This window comes from Salinispora oceanensis (genome assembly GCF_000383575.1).
Classification (GTDB): Bacteria; Actinomycetota; Actinomycetes; order Mycobacteriales; family Micromonosporaceae; genus Micromonospora; species Micromonospora oceanensis.
The window spans coordinates 2,314,492-2,337,376 of record NZ_KB911579.1 but is presented as its reverse complement, the minus strand read 5'-3'; the positions used below and the strand labels follow the sequence as shown (position 1 = coordinate 2,337,376).

Below are 22,885 nucleotides of genomic sequence, written 5' to 3'. Positions count from 1 at the left end.
CGCCGACCCAGGTCCATGAACCACTTCGTGGTCTTATCTACTAATGATCACTCCTACTCCGCTGATGCAACTCGTAGCCGGCGTCTGGGGCTTCAAGACCCTCGCCATTGGTGTCGAGTTCGGACTGTTCACCCGCCTGGCCGGCGGACGGACCATCACCGTCACCGAAGCCGCCGCCGAGTTCGGGATGGACGAACGCCCAGCCGACCTGTTACTTGCCGCAAGCGCCTCCCTGGGGCTACTGGAGAAAGCCGGTGCCGGCTACCGCAACTCCGAGCTGGCCGAGCAGTTCCTGGTCGAGGGGCAGCCGTACTACTTCGGCGCCCAGATCCGCTACTCCGACCTGCGCACCTACCTGCCCTGGCACCGGATCGGCGAGGCACTGCGCGGCAACCACCCACTGACCTGGGACCCGCAGCAGCAGGAGTCCATGTTCGACACCACCGACCCGAAAATGGTGGCGGAGTTCTGGGACGCCATGTTCTCCACCTCCCGCTTCACCGCCCGGGCGCTGGCCGACGCGTACGACTTCGGCACCCACCGCCGGCTGCTCGACGTCGGCGGCGGCGCCGGCGCCTTCCCGATCGAGCTCTGCCAGCGACTGCCACAGCTCCAGGCGACGATCCTGGACCTACCGCACGTCTGCGCCCGGGCCGAGGAGCGGATCGCCGAAGCGGGCCTGACCGGTCGAATCGGCGCGGTCCCCGGCGACTTCCTCGCCGACCCGTCCCTGCCGGACGGGCACGACGTAATCCTGCTCAGCATGATCCTGCACGACTGGGACGAAGCGACCAACCGGGCACTGCTGGCCCGGTGCCACGCCGCGCTCCCCTCCGATGGCGCGATCATCATCTCCGAGCTGCTCCTCAACGACGAACGCACCGGCCCACCGGAGGCCGCCCTGATGGGGATGAACATGCTCGTCGAAACCGAGGGCGGCAAGAACTACTCCGGCGCCGAGTACGTCACCTGGCTCGGCGACGCCGGCTTCGTGGACGCCCGGGTCGTGGCCTTCGACGCGCCCGGCGCTAACGGCGCGGTGGTGGCCCGCCGGCCCTGACTGAGACCACAACCGAGCCGAGCGATCTCGAAATAGCGAAACGCCCGGCTGGTCCTTCCGGACCGACCGGGCGTTTCGCCTGTTCAGTGGCGGTGGTGGCGGGATTTGAACCCGCGGAGGGCGTAAACCCTCACACGCTTTCGAGGCGTGCTCCTTAGGCCACTCGGACACACCACCGCCGAGTAGGCTACAGGACCGCCCGACGGAAGGCCCAATCGGTACGGCGCCGGGGGTGGGCTGGCAGAATCCCTGCCATGAGTACGCACATCGGCGCGAAGCCGGGAGAGATCGCTGAGCGGGTCCTGATGCCAGGTGACCCGCTGCGGGCCAAGTGGATCGCGGAGACCTACCTTGAGGGCGCGGAGTGCTACTCGACCGTCCGCGGGATGTTCGGCTTCACCGGCCGCTGGAACGGGGTCGACGTGTCGATCCAGGGTTCCGGCATGGGCATGCCGTCCGCCTCGATCTACGCGCATGAGCTGATCAACGAATACGGTGTCCGGTCACTGATCCGGGTTGGCTCCTGCGGCGCCCTGACCGCGGACCTTCAGCTCCGCGACGTGGTGGCCGCTATCGGTTCCTCCACCGACTCGAACATGAACCGCGTACGTTTCGACGGGCTGGTCGACTACGCCCCAGTCGCCGACTTCGGGCTGCTGCGTACCTCGGTGGAGATGGCCGAGCGGCGCGGCGTGACCATGCGGGTCGGGCCGGTTCTGGCGGCGGACGCCTTCTATACCGACCGGCCGGACCTCTACGACTCACTCGCCGACTACGGCGTGCTGGCGGTCGAGATGGAGTCAGCCGCGCTCTACACCATCGCCGCCCGGTTCAAGGCACGCGCGCTGACCATCCTGACGGTCAGCGATCACATCCGCACCGGGGAGAAGACCACCTCACAGGAGCGGGAGCAGACGTTCAGCCAGATGGTGGAGATCGCCCTGGACACCATCATCGCCTGATCGACACGCGCTCGCCCGGAACCCGCTACCCGGGACGAACCGGACGCCGGCCCTACCGGAAGAAGGCGCGCAGGACCGCCGCCGTCTCCGTTTCCAGGACACCGCCGTAGACCTCGGGACGGTGGTTCAGGCGGCGGTCGCGCAGCACGTCCCAGAGCGAGCCGGCCGCGCCGGTCTTCGGCTCCCACGCGCCGAACACCACCGTGGAAACCCGGGCCAGCACCAGCGCCCCGGCGCACATCGTGCACGGCTCCAGGGTCACCACCAGGGTGCACCCGTCAAGCCGCCAGCGGCCGAGCCGGCCAGCTGCCCGGCGTAGCGCCAGCACCTCGGCGTGCGCGGTCGGGTCCCCGGTCAGCTCCCGCTCGTTGCGGCCGGTGGCCAACTCGGCCCCGTCCGGCCCGAGTAGCACCGCACCGACCGGAATGTCATCCACGGCGGGGACCGGAGGGTCGTCAGCGGCGGTGGCCGTGGTCACCGCCCCGGCGACCGCGACCTCCAACGCCCGGCGCATCCACTCTTCGTGGCGCCGCCGGCGGTCGGCACCGCCCACGCCGCTCCGGCCCGCAACCATGCCGACGGGCTCACACCTCACGCAGTTCCTCGACCTCGTCGGCGCAGCCCAACACCGTGCACGCCTCGGTGGTGACATCCGCCGGCAGCATCCCCTCGTGGCCGCAGAGCGCGATCAGCTTTGTCCCGGATACCCCCAGGTCGGCGAGGAGGTCCGCGTCCCCGACCGGGTCCGCCTCCGGATCCGCGGCGGGTTGTTCGCTCTCCGGATCACCGGTGGTGGCGCGGGATTCCTCCGGCTCGTCGAACCCCGGCACCGACCCCTTGAGGTCCCCGACCAGCAACGCGCCCAGCTGGGTCTCCTCGGCGTACGCCGAATCCGAGCCGAAGACCCGCAGGTCCTCACCCTCGTCGAGGCGCAGGATCACCAGGTACTCCTCCTCGGCCTCGACGAAGAGCAGCGACAGGTCGGCACCCGGGTCGACGTCGCGCAACCGGTCGGCGACCCCGTCCACGTCGACGGCACCACGGAGGTTTACCTCGGCGGCGGTCCAGCCGCTCTCGTCCCGCACGACGGCCGCAGCAAAGTACGACACGGTTCCCCCAAAACTTCCTCGACGTAGCCCGAATTCCTTCGACCGCCCGCGGCTTCGCGCCGTCGGTGGTTGACCCGGTCACCGACCGCAGCTCACCTGCGGCGTGACCAGCCCGCCAGCTCCGCCTGCTCGCTCGCCCAGGACGCGCGGATGGTCTTACGCGTGCACGTTAGCCGGTGGGATCGGCGGGCGACCGGCCAACGCCCCGACGCGCGGTCAATCAACGCCGCCACGCTGATCGAAGCCGCCGCGGGCAAGGTGGAGCGGGTGCCGGCTTCCCTACCAGAGAGGCCAGTCTCCGCTGACCATCCAGCGACTCGCAACGACTGCCGCCGCGATACTCCACCCACCACCGACGACGATCGCGACGCCGGTGGCGACTCCCCGGTCGCCGTGACGCACCAACAGCAGGGCCACCAGCCAGGCGATGCCACCGGCGAACAGCGTCCACCAGACGTATCCCCGCACGCCGGTGCCGAGCAGCCCAAAGAGCATCAGCCAGGTGGTGGCGACCACGCCGCCGAGGAGCACCGCGGCACCATCGATCTGGTGGGGTTCGCGGTAGGTGGGCCGCCTTGGCAGCCCGGCGGGAAAGAGCCCCGAGGGGTTTCGGGGACCCCCGTCGTACGGGTCGGTCACGACCGCCTCCTCCCCGGCTTCTCCCTCCCACCGTACTGGTCTGTCAGGATGGCCGGATGCCCGCGCCGTTGGCCGGACGCCGCCCGGCGTACCCCCTGCTGCTCCTGCTCGCCGCGATGCTCACCGCAAGCTGCGCGACCACCCGCCCCGGGGTAGACAGCGGGGTGGACAGCGGCACAGCCACTCGCCCGGCCACCACGGAGCCGGCCCCCAGCACGCCGTCAACGACCCCACCGCAGCCACCGCCCGCCGAGCTCCGGCACGTCTTCCCGGTCCGGGCCAGCAACGCCTCCTACCATCCGACGCACTCGGTGTACCCCGCCACGGACATCTTCGCCGACTGCGGTGCGCCGGTGGTGGCGGTGACGGACGGTTCGGTGCTGGAGGTGAGCCGCGTGGACCGCTTCGACCCGGGCGGACCCCGCGGCCCGTTCAACGGCGGCCTGTCGGTGGCGGTGCTGGGCGATGACGGGGTGCGCTACTACGGCTCACACCTGACCGAGGTCGCGGCGGGCCTGGAGCCGGGCGTACGCGTAGTCGCCGGGCAGCAACTCGGCACCGTCGGCCGGACCGGCAACGCGAACAACGTGTGTCACCTGCACTTCGGCATCTCACCGCCGTGTCCGGGGAAGGACGGCTGGTGGATCCGACGGGGGGTGGTGTGGCCGGCGCCCTACCTGGACGCGTGGCGTCGTGGGGTCAACCGGTCACCCGCCGTGGCGGTGGCGGACTGGCAGCGCCGACACGGTTGCCCGAAGGAGCCGTGAGTGTCCTGGCCGCAGCCGCTAGGTTGCAGGAATGACCGCCCGGGATCCCATCGCTGACCTACGCCGGATAGCTTTCCTGCTGGAACGGGCCAACGAGGCCACCTATCGGGTGCGCGCGTTCCGGTCGGCGGCGAAGGCCGTGGCTGCCCTGCCGACCGCGGAGGTCGCCGAGCTGGCCCGTGCTGGCAAGCTCACCGACCTGTCCGGGGTGGGCGCGGTCACCGCCCGCTGCGTGGCCGAGTCGCTGGCGGGCGAGGAGCCGGTCTACCTGCGTCGGTTGGCGGCGACCGAGGGCACCGACCTGGACGCTGAGGCGGCAGCGCTCCGGACAGCGTTACGCGGCGACTGCCACACCCATTCGGACTGGTCCGACGGCGGCTCCTCGATCGAGGAGATGGCGTTGGCCGCGGTCGAGCTGGGCCACGAGTACCTGGTGCTCACCGACCACTCGCCTCGGCTGAAGGTGGCGCGCGGCCTGACCGCCGACCGGCTACGCCGCCAGCTGAAGCAGGTGGGGCAGCTGAACGAGGCGTTGCCGACGGGGTTCCGGATCCTCACCGGCATCGAGGTGGACATCCTCGCCGACGGCACGCTGGACCAGGACGAGGAGCTGCTCGCCCAGCTCGACGTGGTGGTGGGCTCGGTGCACAGCAACCTCTCCGACGAGCGGGGGCGGATGACTCGCCGGATGCTCACCGCGATCGCGAACCCGCACCTGGACATCCTCGGGCACTGCACCGGCCGGATGGTCTCCAGCCGACCGGCGGGCGTGACCGGGCCGGGCGACCGGGGGCACCGGCGGCGTACCCGGGGGGAGAGCGACTTCGACGCGGACGCTGTCTTCGCGGCCTGCGCAGAGCGGGGCGTCGCGGTCGAGGTCAACTCCCGGCCGGAGCGGCAGGACCCGCCGAAACGGCTGATTCGGCGGGCGCTGGAGGCCGGCTGCCAGTTCGCGATCAATACCGACGCGCACGCTCCAGGTCAGCTCGACTGGCAACGGTTCGGCTGCGAACGCGCCGCCCGCTGCGGCGTCCCCGCTGACCGGGTGGTCAACACCTGGCCGGCGGAGCGGCTGGTGGCGTGGGCCGCAAGCCGCTCCTGACCGACGGCGGCCGGTGCTCCCGCCGCCGGGGTTGAGGCTTCCCCCGCCGAGGTCGAGGTTCCGGTTGTAGCGGCCGGTAGCGTGGTGTCGCGCGGTCGGCGGCGGGGGCCGATCAGGCCCTGGGCAACAGCGACACCGAGCAGGACCACCACCGCACCGGCCGGTTGGTGCCAGGTCAGCCGCTCGTCGAGCACCAGCGCACCGGCCAGCACCGCGAAGACCGGGATCACGTAGGTCACCGTCGCCGCGGTACTCGCGCCGGCGACCCGAATGTTCCGGAAGTGAATCAGGAAGGCCAGTCCGGTACCGAGTGCGCCGAGCGCGACCATGCTGGCCAGGACCGAGCCGGAGAGGGCGGTCGGCAGCGGCGGGGCACCCGCCACGAACGGGGTGACGACGGTGAGCAGCGCCAGCGCCATCAACAGCTGCGCCGCCGACAGGGCCAGCCCGGAGTAGGAGCGGCCCGCGACGAACTTCTTCTGGTACGGGATGGCTACTCCGTAGCAGGCCGCGGCGCCGAAGCACATCAGCTGGCCGACGAAGTGCGCACCACCAGCCCCCTGCCACACCCCGAGCACCACCAGTACGCCGAGGAAGCCCAGCCCGAGCCCGACGCCCCGGGCGGCGGTCAGCCGTTCGGTGCGGAAGACCAGCACCGCCATGGGGAGCACGACCAGCGGTGTGGTGGCGTTCCAGATCCCCGAGAGCATGGACTCGACCCGCTCCCCGCCGTAGCCGAACAGGGTGAACGGAAGCGCCACCCCGATCCCACCGGTGACGACCAGGTGGGCCCAGACCCGCGGCTCGCGGGGCAGCCGGTCGCGCAGCACCGCGAGCAGGATCAGCAGCGTCGCCGCGCCGGCACCGACCCGGTAGAGGGTCAGGTGAACCGGATGCAGCTCCCGTACCCCGATTTTGATGAACAGAAAGCTGGAACCCCAGATCGCGGCCAGCGCGAGGTACCCGGGCAGCCAGCTCCGCAGCGCAGCCCGGTCAGGGGCGGACTCGACTGTCACCCCGGACACTCTGCCGGCCGTACGCGGGAAAGTCTGGCGATTTTCCGACGCCGTGTTGGCCGTCACAAGAGCTGTCCGGCCGGTGACCACAGGTCCCGGAGGCAACCCTGAATCCGGCGAACTCACGGGCCACCCCGACTGCACGATCACGTAGGGTCGAGCCCGTGGGACCAATCGACGATATTGCGAACCGGTACGTGGCGGAGTGGGCCACGCTGAGCCCGACCGGCGCCACCTACGTCGGCATCACCGGCCACGACGACCGCCTCGACGACCTCTCGCCGGACGGCTACGCCGCCCGTGCCGACCTGAGCCGCCGAGCCCTCGCCGACCTCGAGGGCGTGGAGCCTCAGTCGCTGCCGGAGCAGACCGCGAAGGAGGCCATGCAGGAGCGACTCGGCCTGGAGCTCGCCCGCTACGCGGCGGGAGAGGTCGGCCGGGGAGTCAACGTCATCACCAGCGGGCTGCACGAGCTCCGCTCCGTGTTCGATCTGATGCCGACCGATGGCGAGGAGGCCCAGGCCAACATCGCCGCGCGGCTCAACCACTTCGCCGAAGCGCTCGAGCAGTACCAGACCACGCTGCGCGAGGCGGCTGCGGCCGGCCATTCCAGCGCGCGAGCCCAGCTACTCGAGGTAGCCAAACAGTGTGACACCTGGGTGGCCCCCGACGGGGACAACTTCTTCCACGGGCTGGTCGAACGGCTGGGCGCGGGTGGCGCACTCGGTGCCGAACTGCGCCGGGGTGCCACGACAGCCACGGCGGCGACCGCCGAGTTCGGCCGCTTCCTCCGGACCGAACTGGCCCCGCGGGGCAGGGCGAAACAGGCCGCCGGCCGGGAGCACTACGAGCTGGCCTCGCAGTACTTTCTCGGTGCCCGGGTTGACCTGGACGAGACGTACGCCTGGGGGTTCGCGGAGCTGGCCCGCCTGGAGACGGAGATGCGAGCGGTCGCCGCGCGGATCGTCGGCCCCGGCGCCACCGTTGACGAGGCGGTGGCCGCGCTGGACGCGGACCCGGCGCGGACCATCCGGGGCAAGGAGGCGTTCCGGGACTGGATGCAGAACCTCGCCGACAGGGCGGTCAGCGAGCTGCACGGCACTCACTTCGACATCCCGGAACAGGTCCACCGGATCGAGTGCTGCCTGGCGCCGACGAGTGACGGCGCGATCTACTACACCGGCCCGAGTGAGGACTTCTCCCGCCCCGGCCGGATGTGGTGGGCGGTGCCGCAGGGCATTGACGACTTCTCCACCTGGCGCGAGGTCACCACCGTCTACCACGAGGGCGTTCCGGGCCACCATCTTCAGGTGGCCCAGACGGTGCTCCGGGCGGAGACCCTCAACCGCTGGCAGCGGCTGCTCTGCTGGGTTTCCGGGCACGGCGAGGGGTGGGCCCTCTACGCCGAACGACTGATGGAGGAGTTGGGCTACCTCGAGGACCCGGGCGAGCGGCTGGGCATGCTCGACGGCCAGGCGCTCCGCGCCGCTCGTGTGATCGTCGACATCGGCATGCACCTGGAGTTGGAGATCCCGGCCGACAACCCGTTCGGCTTCCACCCGGGCGAACGCTGGACGCCGGAGTTGGGCTGGGAGTTCATGCGGGCGCACTGCCGGGTTCCGGATGAGGTCCTGCGGTTCGAGCTGAACCGCTACCTGGGCTGGCCCGGGCAGGCACCGTCCTACAAGGTTGGTGAGCGAATCTGGCTGCAGGCTCGGGCCGATGCCAAGGCTCGTAAGGGGGCGGAGTTCGACCTTCGGGAGTTCCATCGGCAGGCGCTCGACCTGGGCTCCCTCGGCCTGGACCCGCTCCGTCGGGCGCTCGCCCGGATCTGAGGGCGGACGCTGACCGCCCCGATCCGGGTGCCGCCGAGCGGCCGGTGCGAGGGTAGCGATCAGTCCAGGCAGGACAGCTGGTCGGCGGGGCAGGAGCCCGGGTAGGGGCGGGTACGACCCGCCCCTACCCCCGGAGCCACCCATTCATGCGCTAGCTCGGATCCTGATCCACTTTGGTGGCTGCTGGACCACCGGCGACGGACGCGCGGGCGGAGTGCCGACCTGCGCCACCCCCAGCCTGGAAGAACAGCCGGAGGCCGAGGGCCAGGGCGATCAGGCCGAGGACGGCCGCGGCGATCGGGGCCCAGAGGCCGACCAGGCTGATCTGGAACCGGTTCTTCTTAACCGACTCGACGGTGCTGCTGATGGTGTCTTCCGTGTAGTTGAAGTCAGCGTCGAGCAGGACCGTGGTGGGCCCGATGTCCGGACGCAGTTCCTTGCGCGGCTGGTCCCGTGCGTCAATCCAGACGCCAGTTACCGGATCAACCCAATACGTCCGGGTGTTGCTGTAGATAACCTTGCCGGTGGTGGCCTCCGGGGCGAAGGCGCCCAGCAGCACCTGCAGGCTCTCCTCCGGGGTGTACAGCTCCTCCTCCTCGATCCGCTGCTCGTAGCGGTACACCTCGATACCCTCGACGGTCTCGGTGCCGACGAAGGCCGCCGGGAACGCCTTCTTGACGTCGCGGTCGAAGAGCGGATAGGCCTTCTTCTCCGCACCGAACGGGAACTTGTAGGTCAGCCCCGAGTATTCGACGTTGCCTCGCGGGGTCTCGTCGCTGTCGTCCTGCTTGAGCCACTGATCTTCCCAGGGGGCGGCGGTGCCGGAGACCCGGAAGAGGGCCAGTTGCGTGCTGTACGCGGTGATATCCCGGTCGTTGTCGGTCCGCCGCACCGTTTGGTAGACGTCCCAGACCACCGCGTCGCCCTTGAGCTTTTCCGGCAGCTCGTCCCTGGTGAGGCCGGGCTGGGGAAGAACCTCGATGGTGGAGCGTAGATCCGCTCGTGGGACCTCGATCGTGACCGTTTCCGCCTCGGCCGTGATCTGCAGGAACCGGGCGTTCGTCGCCTCCGCGACCGACGTCGTCGGCTCCAGGTCATAGGGGAGCTTGGTTACGGCGGGGGCGACATAGAGCGGCAACCCGACCGCGAGGACCAACAGCAAGATGCCGAGCCCGAAGAGCGCGGCACTAACCCGAAGCTTCACTCTTCCTCCTGTAACGCCTGCCGCCCCACGGCCTGTCGCCCAGGGCAATCGATCCATAACATGGCGGGAGGTTACTCCCCAGTCAACATTAAAGCGAACCCCCTGGATGTCCAGATGTCCGCAACCGTTACCCCGAGCCCGACACCTCCTTCGATCACCGGCCGGCTGCCCGCCCTGGATGCGCTCCGCGCGATCGGCTCGGTAGCCGTCGTCGCCCACCACGTCGGGTTCCACACCGGCGTGAGCATGAACAGCCAGTGGGGCACCTGGTTGGCGCGGATGGACGTCGGAGTCGCCATCTTCTTCGTCCTCTCTGGATTCCTGCTCTTTCGGCCCTGGGTATCGAGTGCCGCCGCCGGGCGTCCCCGGCCCCGGGTTCGCCGCTACTTCTGGCGGCGCGCCCTGCGGATCCTGCCGGCCTACTGGCTGACGGTGCTGGTCTGCCTGATCGTTCTGCCGCAGAACCGGCCCACCTCGGCCGGCGACTGGCTCCGCCACCTGACCTTCACCCAGATCTATCAACCCGATCAGCTTCGCGCCGGCCTCAGTCAGACCTGGAGCCTCGCCACCGAGGTCGTGTTCTACCTGGTCCTGCCACTGGTCGCGGTACTCGCCGTAGGCCGCACCTGGCGCCCGGTCCGCACCCTGGTGCTCGCCGCCGGGGGCGTCCTGGTAACTGCGGGGTGGCTGACCCTGATGGGACTTGACGTGGTCGACACCGCCGTCCACACCATGTGGTTCCCCTCGTACGCGGCCTGGTTCTGCGGCGGCATGGTCCTGGCGGTGGCGCATGTCGCCCTACAGACCAGGACGGGTCCGGCCGCCCTGCGCGTCCTCGACGACCTCGCCGCGGCGCCGGTCGCCTGCTGGGCCGCGGCCGCGGGTCTGCTGGCGATCGCGACGACGCCCATCGCCGGCCCGCTTGATCTCGCCGAGCCGACCGCCGGGGAGTTCACCGTGAAGCTCACCCTCTATCTCGCGGTCGGAACTCTGATCATGATTCCGGTGGCATTCGGCGAGCGGAAGACCCGGATCCACCAGGCCTTCGGCAGCACCTCCGCCCGTTGGCTCGGCCTCGTCTCGTACGGGCTGTTCCTCTGGCATCCACTGGTGATCGAAATTATCTACCTCGCGGGAGACCGCCCACTGTTCACCGGCGGACTCCTCGAGACCTTCACCCTGACGATGGCGGGTGGGCTGGCGTTCGCGGCGTTGAGCTACTACGGCATCGAACGCCCGATCCAGGCGCTCGGCGACCGCCGACACCCTCGACCGACCACCCCTCAACCCGAGAGGAGAGTGCCGACGACCAATTCGCCACATTGACCCATATAGTTCACGTAGGCATTGCCTAGCCGGCTCTCGAGCTTTAGTGTGGCGCTAAATTACTCGAGAGTAGGGATCACGTGGAGCACTTTTCCGCCACCGCCGGACATGTGCTGTTCCTCAACTGGCGGGACACCCGGAACCCCGAAGGCGGTGGATCCGAGGTATACGTTGAGCGGATTGCCGCAGAGTTGGTAGCCCGCGGCTTCCGGGTCACACTGTTCTGCGCCGCACATCGTCAGGGCACCCGCGATGAGGTCAACGAGGGTGGGATTCGGCTGGTCAGACGCGGTGGACGCCACACCGTCTACCTGTGGGCCGCCCTCTGCTATCTCGCCGGCGCCCTTGGCATCGGCCCCCTGTCCCGCCGCCGCGGCGGCCGGCCGAACGTGCTCGTGGATGTCTGCAACGGCCTGCCATTCATGTCACCACTATGGGCTCGGCGACCGATTGTCAAGCTAGTCCACCACATTCACCGCGAGCAATGGGGTGTTGTGCTTCCAGCATGGGCCGCTCGATTTGGCTGGTGGGTGGAGTCATCTTTCGCTGTATTCGTCTACCGGCACTGTCACCACATCACCGTCTCCGACGCCACCCGTCAGGAGCTGATCCAGCTCGGCGTACCCGCGAAACAGATTTCCGTGGTGCACAACGGCACTCCGCCGCTCCCGCCCACCGACGCGGAACGCACCTCCTCCCCACTGCTGGTCACGCTCAACCGGCTGGTCCCACACAAGCGCGTCGAGGTGGCGTTGCAGGCGGTCGCCACCCTCGCCGACGAACTACCCCAGCTGCGGCTGGTCGTCGCCGGCCAGGGCTGGTGGGAAGGGCGACTCCGCGAGGTCGCCAACGAGCTCGGCATCACCGACCGAGTGGAGTTCCGGGGGTTCGTGACGGAGGAGGAGAAGGCAGCCCTCCTCGCCTCGGCCTGGGTGGCGCTCACCCCGTCCCTGAAGGAAGGCTGGGGTCTGACCATCGTGGAGGCGGGATCGGCGGGCACTCCGACCGTCGCCTTCCGGAGCGCGGGCGGCGTGGGTGAGGCGGTGGTGGACGGCCAAACAGGGCTTCTCGCCGATGACGTGGACGACTACGTGGCGAAGGTGCAGACCCTGCTGCACAACCACGAGCTACGACAGCAGCTGGGTGCGGCAGCGCGGGAGCACGCGGCGGCCTTTACCTGGCCGGCGGCCGGAAGCCGCTTCGCCGCTCTACTGGAGAGCGCGGAGTCGCCCCGCCAGACGCGCACACGGGGCGCCCCGTCTTACCTACTGCCGTAGATCTCGGGTACGTAGGGGTCCGGCTCGTTGGCCTGCTTGGCCTTCTCAACGAGCTCTTCAGCCTTGGCGACCGCCTCCTCCTCGGTGGCGGTCGTCGCGGCCGCCAGCCCGGCGAGAGACAGGAACCCGAGCACCGCCGCCACCAGGCCGGTTACGGCCAAGGTCAGGGCTTTACGCATGCCAATCCTCCAATGTCTGAACCTCGGAGCGGAGGTTACCACGCAGTAGCCCACCGACGTAGCGCCGAAACATGGCAGCGACCACCACCGCGACGGCGGCAGCCAACGCCACCACCACCGCCCACCGAACCGGGGACACCACCACCGGGCTCGGCGGTACGGCTGGGTTGCGATAGAGGGCCAGGAACGCCCCCTGGTGCACGAGTTCGAGGCCGGTGAGGGTAGCCGGATCCACCTGGTCCGCGCGGTGTTGCTGCACCAGCACCCAGCGCACCCCCGTCTCCGCCACCGGCCGCCCCGCCCCGAGCAGCTGGCGGATCTCCCGCAGGCGCGCGTTCTCGCCGGTCACCGCGACATCACCGACCCGGAGCGTATCGTCGATCAGGACGGTCGCCGGTAGGTAGCGCGGAGCCGGGTCCAGGACCGTCCGCCCGGCATTCCACGAGTACGCGCGGTAGCCGCTCAACGGCAGCGCCAAGACCTCCCCACCGGGGTCGGCCGCCAGTCGCCCCGCCACCACCTGCCAGTCCGCCGGATAGCTGACCGGCCACAACCGGCCCGCGCCGCCGAACGCAAGATCCGGCATAGCCGCGACCGGCAGTAGCAACACACCACCGAGCATCACCCCCGCCACCTCCCGGTTCGTCCGCTCCATCCGGGTCACGAGCCGTTCGGCGCCCAGCGCCACGCAGACCACCAGCAGCAACGCGTACGGCGCCAGGAACTTCTGCCCGTCGCGAAGCAGCCCGGCCCCCGGTAGCTGCGCCACCGCCCACCGCAGCACGTCGGCGCTCCCCGGCACCACACCAAGCGCGGCGAGCAGGAAACCGGCCCCCGCCAGCACCAACAACCGGGTCAGAGCATCCGACGACATCCGCCGCCGCAGTAGGCCAAACCCGGCGGCGGCCAGGGCCAACAGCACCAGGGTCACCAGCGGTACCAGGGGCAGGGCTCGGCTCGCCGGAGTGGCTTGAGCGCTCCAGATGCCCCCGGTGCCGGCGAGCGCCGCCAGCGGACCTGCCCAGTTCTCGCCCCGGGCGGCGAAGACGGCCACTCCCGCCGGGTCGGAGGTGCCGCCCGCGTCGGTCACCAGGGCAGCGGCTACCCACGGGGCGTTGAGCAGGGCGACCCCCGCCACCGCGACCGTCGATCCCCGCCAACGCCGCCGCTGCGGTGCGAGCAGCGACACCACGCCAAACGCGATCAGGCCACCGGTCGGGGTTATCGCCGCCGGTGCGGCGGCGAGCAGCACGCGGGCCACCGCGTCGGCCCGCCCAGCCCGCAACTCCAGCACGGCCCGCACCAACCACGGCAGGGCGGCGTAGCAGACGAGCAGCCCCCACTGCCCGATCAACAGCCGCTCGGCCAGGTACGGCGTCCAGGCATAGCCGACCGCCGCGAGCAGCCGAACCCCGGTCCGTTCGGTCGGCACCAGGCGCCCGGCACCAACCGCCGCCAGCAGGACCGCCCCGCCCAATGCGATCCGCTGCACCACCCAGCCCGGGACAAGCTGGGTGAGCACCGAGACCACGGCGTCCATCGGCACCGCCCGCGGCAGGCCCTGCGCCGGCGCCACGAGATCCCAGGTCAGCGGCTGCCGGGGCACGAACACCATGTCGTAGCGCAACACGTAGCCCGGTGCCGCCAGTGGGGCGAGCACTATCGCCGTCACCACCGCCGCGACGGCGTACAGCAGGAGCCGATCCCGCACCACCCGGGCCCGTACGGCTGGTCGGTCACCCACTCACGACGCCGGCACCACCCGCCCGACAGTGATCAACCTGGTGCAGAGGGAGATGTCCGGAGTGTTGATGGTGACCTCGATGGCGTCCCCCGCACCGTGCAACGGGAAAAACAGCTGATTCAGTCCACTCCGCACCGCGATCTCCCGGGTGTCCTCGCCCAGGCGCAAGGTCACGGTCGCGTCGCCGGAGCTCAGGTAGCCGAACTCCACCACGTACGGCCACTCCTCGACCGGCGCTGCCAACGGAATCCGAGTCGTACGACCGCTCTCCACCAGGTGCCCGCAGTCGGACACCTGGCCTGGCAGAACCGGGACTCCCTCGATCCGAACCGGCCGGATTCGACCCTCCGCGTCGAAGGTAACCGGCAGCTCGGCCACCTCGACGAACTCCGGCTGGTGCTCCGCCGGTCGGAAGAAGTACGACTGAAGGTTGTCCGGCCAGAAGTAGCCGGACACCACCCGATCAGGGACGGTCGCGTCGAGGAAGACGGTGCCCGCAGGCGCGGCGGCCAGCTCGGCCTGGGCCGTGGCGAGGTACTCCCGGCCGTACTTGGTGCTCCAGTTATCGCCAAACGTGACGGTGCTCCACACCGCACCGAGCCCGACCGCGACCAGGACGGCGGTGATCGCCGCCCGACCAACCGCAATCGAGTTGAGCACCCGCGGAATCCCCGGTAGCGGCCGGGGGACGTACCGGTCCTGCTCGCCGGCATCCCGAAGCCCGAACAGGGCTACCCCGACGCAGATCGCGGCGACCGGAACCACATCAGCCACAAAACGTGGGACTGTGCCCACCATCGGGCCGAGCACGCCACCGAGGCGGGTCGCCGCGAAGAGCACCGCGACCAGGCCGAGGTAGCAGGCCAGCAGCAGCCAGGCCCGCGCCGCCGACCGGCGCCGGCGGACGGTCACCACGACCAGAGCCGCCAGCACCAGCCACGACAGCCACATCGCGACCGAATAGGGATCCACCAACGGCGGCCCGTCACCGGCGTAGGTCCACCGCCACGGCCCCCCGAGCAGGCCCGGCACGACGGTCGCACCGACCAGGTCACCGAGGAAGGTGAAAGCCTGACCGGCTGAGGTCACCTGGTCCAGCGCACGAGCCGGTCGGGTCAGGTAGAACGCCAGGTAGGCCCCGGAGAGCACGGTGAGCAACAGCCAAACCGGCCAGTACCGACGCACCACCCTGACCACGCTTCGCCACGGCGAGCCGGCAGTGAACAGGAAGAGGGTCAGCAGAAACAACAGCGGTGCTATCAGCAGCGCCTTCGGGTCGAACAGCAGGCCGAACAGCAGCCACAGGGCGACCATCACGAGGTGCCGGCGGCGGCCGGTGCGCACGTACCAGACCTGGGCCCGCACCGCCAGGACCAGCGCGAGCTGCACCGGCAACAGGAGCAGCCCGACCAGCCACAGCGACGACACCTCCAACGTCAGCGGGCTGAACAGGAAGAGGGCCAACGGGACCAGCAGACCCCAGCCCGGCCGCAGCAGGTCACGCAGCAGCCGGTAGACGGCGATGCCCACGACCGCCTGTCCCACCGCCAGCATCAGCACCCAGGGCCAACTGGCGAAACCGGCCAGCCGCACCATCAGCCAGGCGATCAACAGACCGCCGGGCGTCGGGTGGTTGTTGAAGGTTCCCAGCAGGAAGTCCGCGTCCAACCGGGCGTCAAGGGCCTGGGCGGCGAGCACGAACTCGTCCTGGGAGAACCAGCCGCGCGCGGCGAGGCCGGCCCGCCAGGCGACCGACACCACGATGAGGGCTATCGCCACCGCTCCGACGCGATCCGGACGAAACCGTCGAACGAACGTTTTCGGGCCGCCGGACTCCGACGCAGCGGGCTTTCCAGGTGCCACAGCCCCAGCCTCTGGCATTGACATGCTTGGCAGCCTGCCACACGCTTACACGCCGTGGGGGGTTGCCGTCCATCCACATTCGTCACACCGTTCGTTAGTGCCACCCCCTCACCCCCGGTCCCGGCTACGTCGCTCGACCGTCGTCGGCTGCCGATACCCGTACCCCGGCGGAACAGGAGCGACATGCGTGCAGAGGTGACCAGTGGCGCCGGCGCACGGCCGAATCGAGTCCGACGGCTGGACCAGAGATTCCGGCACCTCGCCATCTGCGTCGTCCTCACCGCTCTCGCCTTCCAGCAGGCGCCCGGGCTGATCGTCCCCGACACCAAGGTCGACCTGAACGTCAATCCCGCCGGATGGCTGCTCCGCTCGCTGCATCTCTGGGACCCCTCCGGCACCTTCGGCCAGCTACAGAACCAGGCCTACGGGTACCTCTGGCCAATGGGTCCGTTCTTCCTGGTGGGGTCAGAGCTTGGCCTGGCACCATGGGTGATTCAACGGTTGTGGTGGGCGCTGCTCTTCTGCGTCGCCTACCTGGGCGTGGTGCGGCTGGCCGGCAAGCTCGGCATCGGCTCGCCCACTGGACGCATGATCGCTGGCATCGCCTTCGCGCTGTCGCCCCGGATTCTCACCCAACTCGGCTGGTCCTCGGTCGAATCCTGGCCCAGCGCGGTGGCGCCGTGGGTGCTGATCCCCCTGGTCGGCCTCGCCCGAGGTGCGCCCCTACGTCGGGCGGTCGCGGGGTCGGCACTCGCCGTGGCCTGTGCGGGCGGGGTCAATGCGACCGCCGTGTTCGCGGTGGTGCCGCTCGCCCTGCTCTGGCTCGCCACAATCGCACCGATCCGCCGCCGGATCAGCGCGCTCGCCGCCTGGTGCTCCGCGGTCGCCCTGGCCACCGCCTGGTGGCTGGCTCCACTGCTCATTCTCGGGCGGTACAGCCCACCGTTCCTCGACTACATCGAAGCCGCCCAGAGCACCACCAGCGTGACCGACGCCGTGACGACGTTCCGCGGCGCGTCCTACTGGGTGGCGTACCTGGCCTCCCCGGTTGAGCAGGCCATCCCCGGCGGCGCCCGGTTGGCCAACGAGCTTGCGCTGATCCTCGCCACGCTCGCCGTCGCCGCCCTGGGTGTACTGGGGCTTTCCCGGCGCGGGATGCCGCACCGCCGCTTCCTCGTCACCGGCCTGGTGCTCGGCGCCGCGATGGTCGGGCTCGGGCACGTCAGCGAGTTCCCCAACCTCCTCGCCGGAGGACAGCAGCAGTTCCTCGACGGGGTCGGCGCACCACTGCGGAACACCCACAAGTTCGACGTCCTGCTCCGCCTACCACTGGCGCTCGGATTGGCCCACCTGGTCAGCCTGGTCGTGCGGGCAGCGCGTACCGCGCCCGCCGCGCGCCGCAAGCCGGCCTTCGCGCGGGCCTGGGTCACCACCGGCGTGACCATGGCAGCGGTCGCGGCGGTCGCCAGCCCGGCGATCGTCGGCGGACTCGCCACCCCGGGAAGCGCGCGGGAAGTGCCCCAATACTGGCACGACGCCGCCGACTGGCTGGACGCGAACACCGGACCGGGACGGGTGCTCGTCGTCCCCGGAGCCCGCCGCCCCGCCTACGACTGGGGCAGCACCACCGACGAGATCACCCAACCGCTGTTGGAGAGCAGTTGGGCGGTACGTAACTCGATCCCCTTCACCCCGCCCACCACCATTCGGCTCCTGGACGCGATCGAGGCCACGCTCAGCTCCGGCGCCGGCTCGGCGGGCCTCGCCGACCTCCTCGCCCGCTCCGGGATCAGCCATGTCCTGTTCCGTGCCGATCTCGACCACGGTCGCTCCGACACGACCCGCCCCGCCGTGGTTCGCCAGGCCCTGCAGCGCTCACCGGGGCTGACCCGGGTCACCACCTTCGGCCCGGTCCGGGGTGGGCCAGAGGCGGTCGACGAGCTTCGCGACCAGGGGCTCGACGTACCGGGACGGGCACTCGAGGTCTACCAGGTCAACCGCCGGGTGGAGCCAGTCGTCGCCTACGACCGGACGGAGGTCGCCACCGTCGTCGGTGGCCCGGAGTCCCTGCTCGACCTCGCTGCGGCGGGCCTGTTGAGCCCGGCCCCCACGGTCCTGGCCGGCGACGCGGAGGCCAGCGAAGCGGAAGCCGGCGGCGGCTCCGGTCCCGTCGCAATGACCGACGGGCTTCGGCGCCGTGAGGTCTCCTTCGGGCGCTCCCAGGACAACGTCTCGCACACCCACACCGCCGACGAGCCCCTCGCGTCGTCCGCCCCCGCGCACGACTACCTGCCCGACTGGGCCGCAGACTGGTCCACAGTGGCGGAGTTTGAGGGCATCAGCTCGATCCGCGCGGCAACGGCACGCTCGCAGGTCAGCACCCCCGGTGGGAACCGCTCCGAGCATCAGCCGTATGCGGCGATGGACGGCGACCCGACGACCTCCTGGCAGTCCGCCCCATACAGCCACGGTGATCGACAGTGGATCGAGGTGGCGCTGGAGAACCCGACCAACATCACCAAGGTGGAGCTCAGTTTCGACCTGACGGCGGACGTGTTGCCGACCACGGTGACCGTTACCGCCGGATACGAGAGCCGGACCGTGGAGAGCTTCGGCGACCGGATGACCTTCGACCTGGACGGCATCCACGCCACCCAGCGAATCCGCATCTCCATCGACGACACCTTCGCCCTCCGCGCACTCGGTGCCGGGGTGGTGGGGATCTCCGAAATCAGCATCCCCGGCATCCGGACCAGTCGCACCCTCCGGCTGCCGGACGCCCCCGCCACCGAACAACCACCGGCCGTCGTCGTCTCCGCCGACCCCCGCACGCCCGCCTGCTTCATGGTTGACGGGAAGCCGCACTGTTCCACCAACGCGATCCGCGGCTCGGAGGATGGACGCACGATCGACCGTACGCTCACCCTGCCCGCTGCCGGGACCTACGACCCGCAGCTGTGGGCCCGCCCGATGGACGGCTCCGCCCTACACGCGGCCCTGGACGAGGCGGTCACCGCCGCCCAGGCACTGGGCCTCGCGCCCGAGGTGAGCGCCTCGTCAACCGGCGTCCCACATCCGACCCGCCGCCCCGGCGCGGTGTTGGACGGGGACCCGGCCACCAGCTGGTCACCAGCGACCAGCGATGACGCACCGATCCTGCGCCTCACCTGGCTCAGGCCGCAGGTCATCAGCGGCCTTCGGTTCGCCGTTGACCCGGCCGTCGCGGCCACCCGGCTCGGCAGCGTACGGGTGATCGCCGACGATGGCATCCGCGGCGGCCTACTCGGCGAGGACGGAGTGCTGACCCTGGATCCGCCGGCCCGAACCAACGAGATCACCATCCAGTTCCTCGACCCGCCCTCCGCCGCCAGCATCGATCCATACGGATTTCGGCTGCCCGAGCCCCTGCCGATCGCGGTCGGAGAGATCACCGTGCTTCCGGGCGCCCCCACCAGCCGAGCAGACCTGGACACACCCTTGACGCTGGGCTGCGGCTCCGGCCCCACGCTGACGATCGGCGAAAAGACGGTAACCACCGCCCTACGCGGCACGATGCGAGACCTCCTGGAGTTGCGGGAGGTCCCAGCCGAGCCGTGCGGCACCGACCCCGAGTTGTCGCTCGGCGCCACCGAACACCGTCTCATCGCCGCCGCCAGCCAGTTCGCCACGCCCACCCGGGTCGCTCTCGTACCGCAGCAGCGCACGGGCGTGCTGGGCCCGAGCGCCCTCGACGTCACCGCGTGGGCTGCGACCGAGCGGCGGGTACAGGTCGCTGAGCACGCCGTCGAACGGGTGCTCGCGGTGCGGGAGAACACCAACCCGGGCTGGCAGGCCACGCTCGCCGGCGAGCCACTGCGCCCCATGGTCGTTGACGGCTGGCAGCAGGGCTGGGTGCTGCCCGCCGGCGCCGCGGGCGAGGTCGTCCTGCGCTTCACCCCGGACCGGCCGTACCAGGTGGCGCTCCTGACCGGAGGCGCCCTGCTCCTGGGCGTCGCCCTCCTCGCGCTGCTCCCCGAACGTCGCGGCAGCGGGCCGGCCCGGCCGGCCCGGCGACCACGACGCCCGACCAACCGCTCCCTGCCCCTGCTGGCGGTCGGCGCGACCGCCCTGATCCTGCTCGGCGGCCTCGTCGGCGGGGCACTCGTCGCCGCTGGAGTCCTACTGGCCCTCCCCGGTTCGCTACGCGAGTCGCGGCCGAGCGACCCCCGCTGGGTACGGCTCGCCCCCCGCTTCGTCGAGTCCTGGCTCCCCGCCGCCCTCGTCCTTCTCGCCAGCTGGACGTACCTGGACGCCACGCAGCGGCACACCGCCGCCCTTCCGCAGCTCCTCATGGTTCTCGCCCTCGGCTGCCTCTGGCTGTCCACCTGCCTTCGACGCCGCCCCGTCCACCGCGCTCCCCAACGCCCCGCCACGGCACCGTCAACCGTGGAGGTACCCACGCGGTCAGGCGGCGGCATCGCCGGGAACACCTCCTGGCGAGACTCCGACCCATCGGGGATCGTGTGAGCCGGCGAACCGACAATGTGGACAGTTCGGAGACGCGTTCCCCGAACACCGGCGCCCGGGCACTCGGCACCGCCGGCCTAGCGGTGACCGCCGCGGGGCTGCTGGGCAACGGCCTCGCCTATCTCGCTCCGGTGCTGGCCGCCCGCCAGCTCGACTCGGCCGAGCTCAGCGCGCTCGCCACCACGCTCGGCCTGATCGCCATCGCGAGCGTGCCCGGATTCGGCCTTCAGCTCGCCGTCGCCGTGCACCACGCGAAGCACGGCCCCACCCACACCCGCCGGGCAGCCCTGTTGACCGCCGCGCTCTGCGCATCCGCCCTGATCCTCGCCACCCCACTACTCGTCCCGAGCTTGCGGCTTCCGGTCGAGGCCCTCATCCTCTCCGCGATCACCACGGCCGCCATCGTGCTCTCCTGCCGGACGTTGGGGGAGCTTCAGGGCGGGCAACGGTTCGTCCGACTGGCCGTCGCCATGGGACTGCTGGCCGCTGGCCGGTACGGCGGGGTGCTGGTCGGTCTGCTGCTGGACGCCGGCCTGACCGGCTCCCTGCTGCTCGGTGCCGGGACCGCCGCGCTCACTCCGGTCGGGCTCGCCGCGCTGGCCCGGCCGGCTGCCGCGAGGGCCCCCGCCACGGCGCCGCCGCTGAATGCCGGCCAGATCCTGACCGGCTGCGCCGCGATGCTCGCCATGCTCGTCGTCTCGTACGTGGACCTTTTCCTCGCCCGTCAGCTACTGCCGGGTGACGATTCCGGCGGGTATGCGGTCGGGACCGTGCTGACCAAGGGGGCGCTGTGGGCGCCGCAGGTCGCCACCGTACTCGCCTTGCCCCGGCTGGCCCGCGACGACCGGTTCAGTCGGACCGTCGCCCTCGCCGTAACCGCCGGCTGCGGCGTACTACTGATTCTCGGCGCGACGTTCGCCGGCACCCTGGCCTTCCAACTCGCCGGCGGCCCGGACTACACCCACCTGGGCCCGTTCGCGCCGCTCTTCGCCGCGGTCGGAGCGCTCTACGCCGTCGTTTTCGTCCTGCTGAACGCGGCGGTGGCCACCGGCGTCCGCTGGCCCGCCGCGCCGCTGTGGGTGGGCAGCGTCCTGCTGACGACGGTCGCGTTGTGGACCACGCCACGGACCGTCGCCGGTCTGCTCTGGCCCACCCTGGGAGCCGCCGTGGTCACGACCCTGGTCATGACGCTCCGAACATGGATGTCGACCCCAGCGCGAGCCGGCACGCGGGTGCCGGCACCGCGGCGGGCGTCAGCGGGAAGCTGACGCTGCGGCCTCGTCCTCGGCCAACCAGCTGCTGAGCAGGTGGTGACCGATCGAGTCCGGCCGGCCCAGCCGATGGCCCACCGCCGCCCGCTGACGCAGCTCGGCGCGAGTGAACCAGCGCGCCTCCAGCAGCTCGACCCCGTCCACCCGGATCTCGTCGGACTCGGCGGTTGCCCGGAACCCCACCATCAGCCCCGCCGGAAACGGCCAGGCCTGCGACCCCTGGTACGCCACGTCGGTCACCACGACGCCCGCTTCTTCGGCCACCTCCCGCCGGACCGCGTCTTCCAGCGTCTCCCCCACCTCGACGAAGCCGGCGAGGGTCGAAAACGCGTTCTCAGCCGCCCCGGCGTGCCGGGCCAGCAGGCAACGGCCGGGCGATCCCGCTGTCTCCACCAGCACGATGATGGCGGGCTCGATCCGGGGAAAGTACAACCGGGCACAGTCCGGCTCCGTACACCGCCGGGCGTGCCCGGCCTCCTGGACGCTGGTCGCCCCACCGCACGTGCCGCAGTACCGCTGCTGCCGGTGCCAGTGCAGCAGACCGCGCGCGTACGCCTGGAGGGCTGCCTCGGCTGGGCTGAGCCGCCCGACGAGCCTGCGCACATCTACCACCCGAGTCGCCCCGGCAGCCGCCGCAGCGGCGTCCTCGGTGAGCTCGGAGAGGTCCACCGCGAAGACCGCTTGCCCCGCCACGAACCCGAGGAAGACCGGCTCCGCCCCGGCGGCGCGAACCGGCGCCGCCGCTTCGCCGCTCAGTCGAACCGGCGCCGCCCCGTCGGCCAGGCAGCGGTCCTGCCACAGCGGCAGCACTCTGGTCTCTGCCGCGTCCAGCAGCGTCGCCAGCCGATCCGGATCGGTGCGTACGGCACCAGCCCGGTCCGCCCAACCACCGCCGTACGCCAGGGCTGCCTCGTCCTCCCGCATGGACCCCACCGTCGCATGCCCGGACGGACACGCGAGGTTCGGGGGGGAGGCGCGACACGCGACGCAGGATGCGCCCTGCCGCAACGAGCACATGTTGGTTA

General features: G+C 70.7%; 17 protein-coding genes, 1 tRNA gene and 1 pseudogene. 9 read left to right on the top strand and 10 right to left on the bottom strand.

Going from position 1 to position 22,885, the window contains the following annotated elements; translation table 11 throughout:
• Nucleotides 1-43: 43 nt before the first annotated feature.
• Nucleotides 44-1,060 carry a methyltransferase gene (locus SALPAC4_RS0110970; RefSeq protein ID WP_027644656.1) on the top strand — a complete coding sequence of 339 codons (1,017 nt, stop codon included), beginning with the start codon at nt 44-46 and terminating at the stop codon, nt 1,058-1,060.
• A gap of 87 nt (nt 1,061-1,147) precedes the next feature.
• Here the strand turns inward: SALPAC4_RS0110970 and SALPAC4_RS0110965 are convergent.
• A tRNA-Ser gene (locus SALPAC4_RS0110965) sits at nt 1,148-1,237 on the bottom strand.
• Nucleotides 1,238-1,314: 77 nt separating this feature from the next.
• Between SALPAC4_RS0110965 and deoD the strand changes: the two genes are divergently transcribed.
• Entirely contained in the window at nt 1,315-2,022 is a 708-nt protein-coding gene (deoD, locus tag SALPAC4_RS0110960) for a purine-nucleoside phosphorylase (protein WP_019870355.1), read from the top strand.
• Nucleotides 2,023-2,074: 52 nt separating this feature from the next.
• On the opposite strand, the gene SALPAC4_RS0110955 is transcribed toward deoD, so the two are convergent.
• The 3 genes from SALPAC4_RS0110955 to SALPAC4_RS0110945 form a co-directional block, all read right to left on the bottom strand.
• Nucleotides 2,075-2,596, bottom strand: a complete 522-nt coding sequence (locus tag SALPAC4_RS0110955) for a nucleoside deaminase (protein ID WP_188116849.1) — start codon at nt 2,594-2,596, stop codon at nt 2,075-2,077.
• 10 nt (nt 2,597-2,606) lie between these two features.
• Nucleotides 2,607-3,131 carry a tRNA adenosine deaminase-associated protein gene (locus tag SALPAC4_RS0110950; RefSeq protein WP_018730379.1) on the bottom strand — a complete coding sequence of 175 codons (525 nt, stop codon included), beginning with the start codon at nt 3,129-3,131 and terminating at the stop codon, nt 2,607-2,609.
• Nucleotides 3,132-3,410: 279 nt separating this feature from the next.
• Nucleotides 3,411-3,770 carry a hypothetical protein gene (locus tag SALPAC4_RS0110945; protein ID WP_019870353.1) on the bottom strand — a complete coding sequence of 120 codons (360 nt, stop codon included), beginning with the start codon at nt 3,768-3,770 and terminating at the stop codon, nt 3,411-3,413.
• 56 nt (nt 3,771-3,826) lie between these two features.
• On the opposite strand from SALPAC4_RS0110945, the gene SALPAC4_RS0110940 reads away from it, so the two are divergent.
• Both SALPAC4_RS0110940 and SALPAC4_RS0110935 read left to right on the top strand, forming a co-directional pair.
• Entirely contained in the window at nt 3,827-4,537 is a 711-nt protein-coding gene (locus tag SALPAC4_RS0110940) for a M23 family metallopeptidase (RefSeq protein WP_019870352.1), read from the top strand.
• Nucleotides 4,538-4,568: 31 nt separating this feature from the next.
• Nucleotides 4,569-5,570: pseudogene (locus SALPAC4_RS0110935) on the top strand (PHP domain-containing protein); the annotation flags it as partial.
• On the opposite strand, the gene SALPAC4_RS25285 reads toward SALPAC4_RS0110935, so the two are convergent.
• Entirely contained in the window at nt 5,519-6,655 is a 1,137-nt protein-coding gene (locus tag SALPAC4_RS25285) for a DMT family transporter (protein WP_019870350.1), read from the bottom strand. The pseudogene SALPAC4_RS0110935 and the gene SALPAC4_RS25285 sit on opposite strands and share 52 nt — an antisense overlap.
• A 164-nt stretch (nt 6,656-6,819) precedes the next feature.
• Between SALPAC4_RS25285 and SALPAC4_RS0110925 the strand changes: the two genes are divergently transcribed.
• Entirely contained in the window at nt 6,820-8,490 is a 1,671-nt protein-coding gene (locus SALPAC4_RS0110925) for a DUF885 domain-containing protein (RefSeq protein WP_020113486.1), read from the top strand.
• Nucleotides 8,491-8,641: 151 nt separating this feature from the next.
• Here the strand turns inward: SALPAC4_RS0110925 and SALPAC4_RS0110920 are convergent, their stop codons facing one another.
• Nucleotides 8,642-9,694, bottom strand: a complete 1,053-nt coding sequence (locus SALPAC4_RS0110920; RefSeq protein ID WP_019870348.1) for a DUF3068 domain-containing protein — start codon at nt 9,692-9,694, stop codon at nt 8,642-8,644.
• A gap of 114 nt (nt 9,695-9,808) precedes the next feature.
• On the opposite strand from SALPAC4_RS0110920, the gene SALPAC4_RS0110915 reads away from it, so the two are divergent.
• The gene (locus SALPAC4_RS0110915; protein WP_019870347.1) at nt 9,809-11,020 is read left to right on the top strand and encodes an acyltransferase family protein; all 1,212 of its coding nucleotides are present in this window, start codon (nt 9,809-9,811) and stop codon (nt 11,018-11,020) included.
• Between the two features lie 80 nt (nt 11,021-11,100).
• Nucleotides 11,101-12,297 (top strand): glycosyltransferase family 4 protein, encoded by a 1,197-nt coding sequence (locus SALPAC4_RS0110910; protein WP_019870346.1) that lies wholly within the window; start codon nt 11,101-11,103, stop codon nt 12,295-12,297.
• On the opposite strand, the gene SALPAC4_RS0110905 is transcribed toward SALPAC4_RS0110910, so the two are convergent.
• From SALPAC4_RS0110905 to SALPAC4_RS0110895, 3 genes are read right to left on the bottom strand one after another with little or no spacing between them, the layout of a single operon-like run.
• The gene (locus tag SALPAC4_RS0110905) at nt 12,282-12,476 is read right to left on the bottom strand and encodes a hypothetical protein (protein ID WP_019870345.1); all 195 of its coding nucleotides are present in this window, start codon (nt 12,474-12,476) and stop codon (nt 12,282-12,284) included. The two genes, SALPAC4_RS0110910 and SALPAC4_RS0110905, sit on opposite strands and share 16 nt — an antisense overlap.
• On the bottom strand, nt 12,469-14,220 hold the full coding sequence (locus SALPAC4_RS0110900; RefSeq protein ID WP_019870344.1) for a hypothetical protein: 1,752 nt from the start codon (nt 14,218-14,220) through the stop codon (nt 12,469-12,471). Before SALPAC4_RS0110900 ends, SALPAC4_RS0110905 begins: the two co-directional genes overlap by 8 nt.
• Nucleotides 14,221-16,101 carry a hypothetical protein gene (locus SALPAC4_RS0110895; RefSeq protein ID WP_050564978.1) on the bottom strand — a complete coding sequence of 627 codons (1,881 nt, stop codon included), beginning with the start codon at nt 16,099-16,101 and terminating at the stop codon, nt 14,221-14,223.
• 165 nt (nt 16,102-16,266) lie between these two features.
• Here SALPAC4_RS0110895 and SALPAC4_RS0110890 point away from each other — a divergent pair, with 165 nt between their 5' ends.
• Both SALPAC4_RS0110890 and SALPAC4_RS0110885 read left to right on the top strand, forming a co-directional pair.
• A complete protein-coding gene (locus tag SALPAC4_RS0110890) occupies nt 16,267-20,589 on the top strand; it encodes an alpha-(1->3)-arabinofuranosyltransferase (protein WP_019870342.1) in 4,323 nt (1,440 codons plus the stop codon).
• On the top strand, nt 20,586-21,857 hold the full coding sequence (locus SALPAC4_RS0110885; RefSeq protein ID WP_019870341.1) for a polysaccharide biosynthesis protein: 1,272 nt from the start codon (nt 20,586-20,588) through the stop codon (nt 21,855-21,857). The genes SALPAC4_RS0110890 and SALPAC4_RS0110885 overlap by 4 nt, the downstream gene beginning before the upstream one ends.
• On the opposite strand, the gene nudC is transcribed toward SALPAC4_RS0110885, so the two are convergent.
• Nucleotides 21,843-22,784 carry an NAD(+) diphosphatase gene (nudC, locus tag SALPAC4_RS0110880; protein WP_019870340.1) on the bottom strand — a complete coding sequence of 314 codons (942 nt, stop codon included), beginning with the start codon at nt 22,782-22,784 and terminating at the stop codon, nt 21,843-21,845. The two genes, SALPAC4_RS0110885 and nudC, sit on opposite strands and share 15 nt — an antisense overlap.
• Between the last annotated feature and the right edge of the window lie 101 nt (nt 22,785-22,885).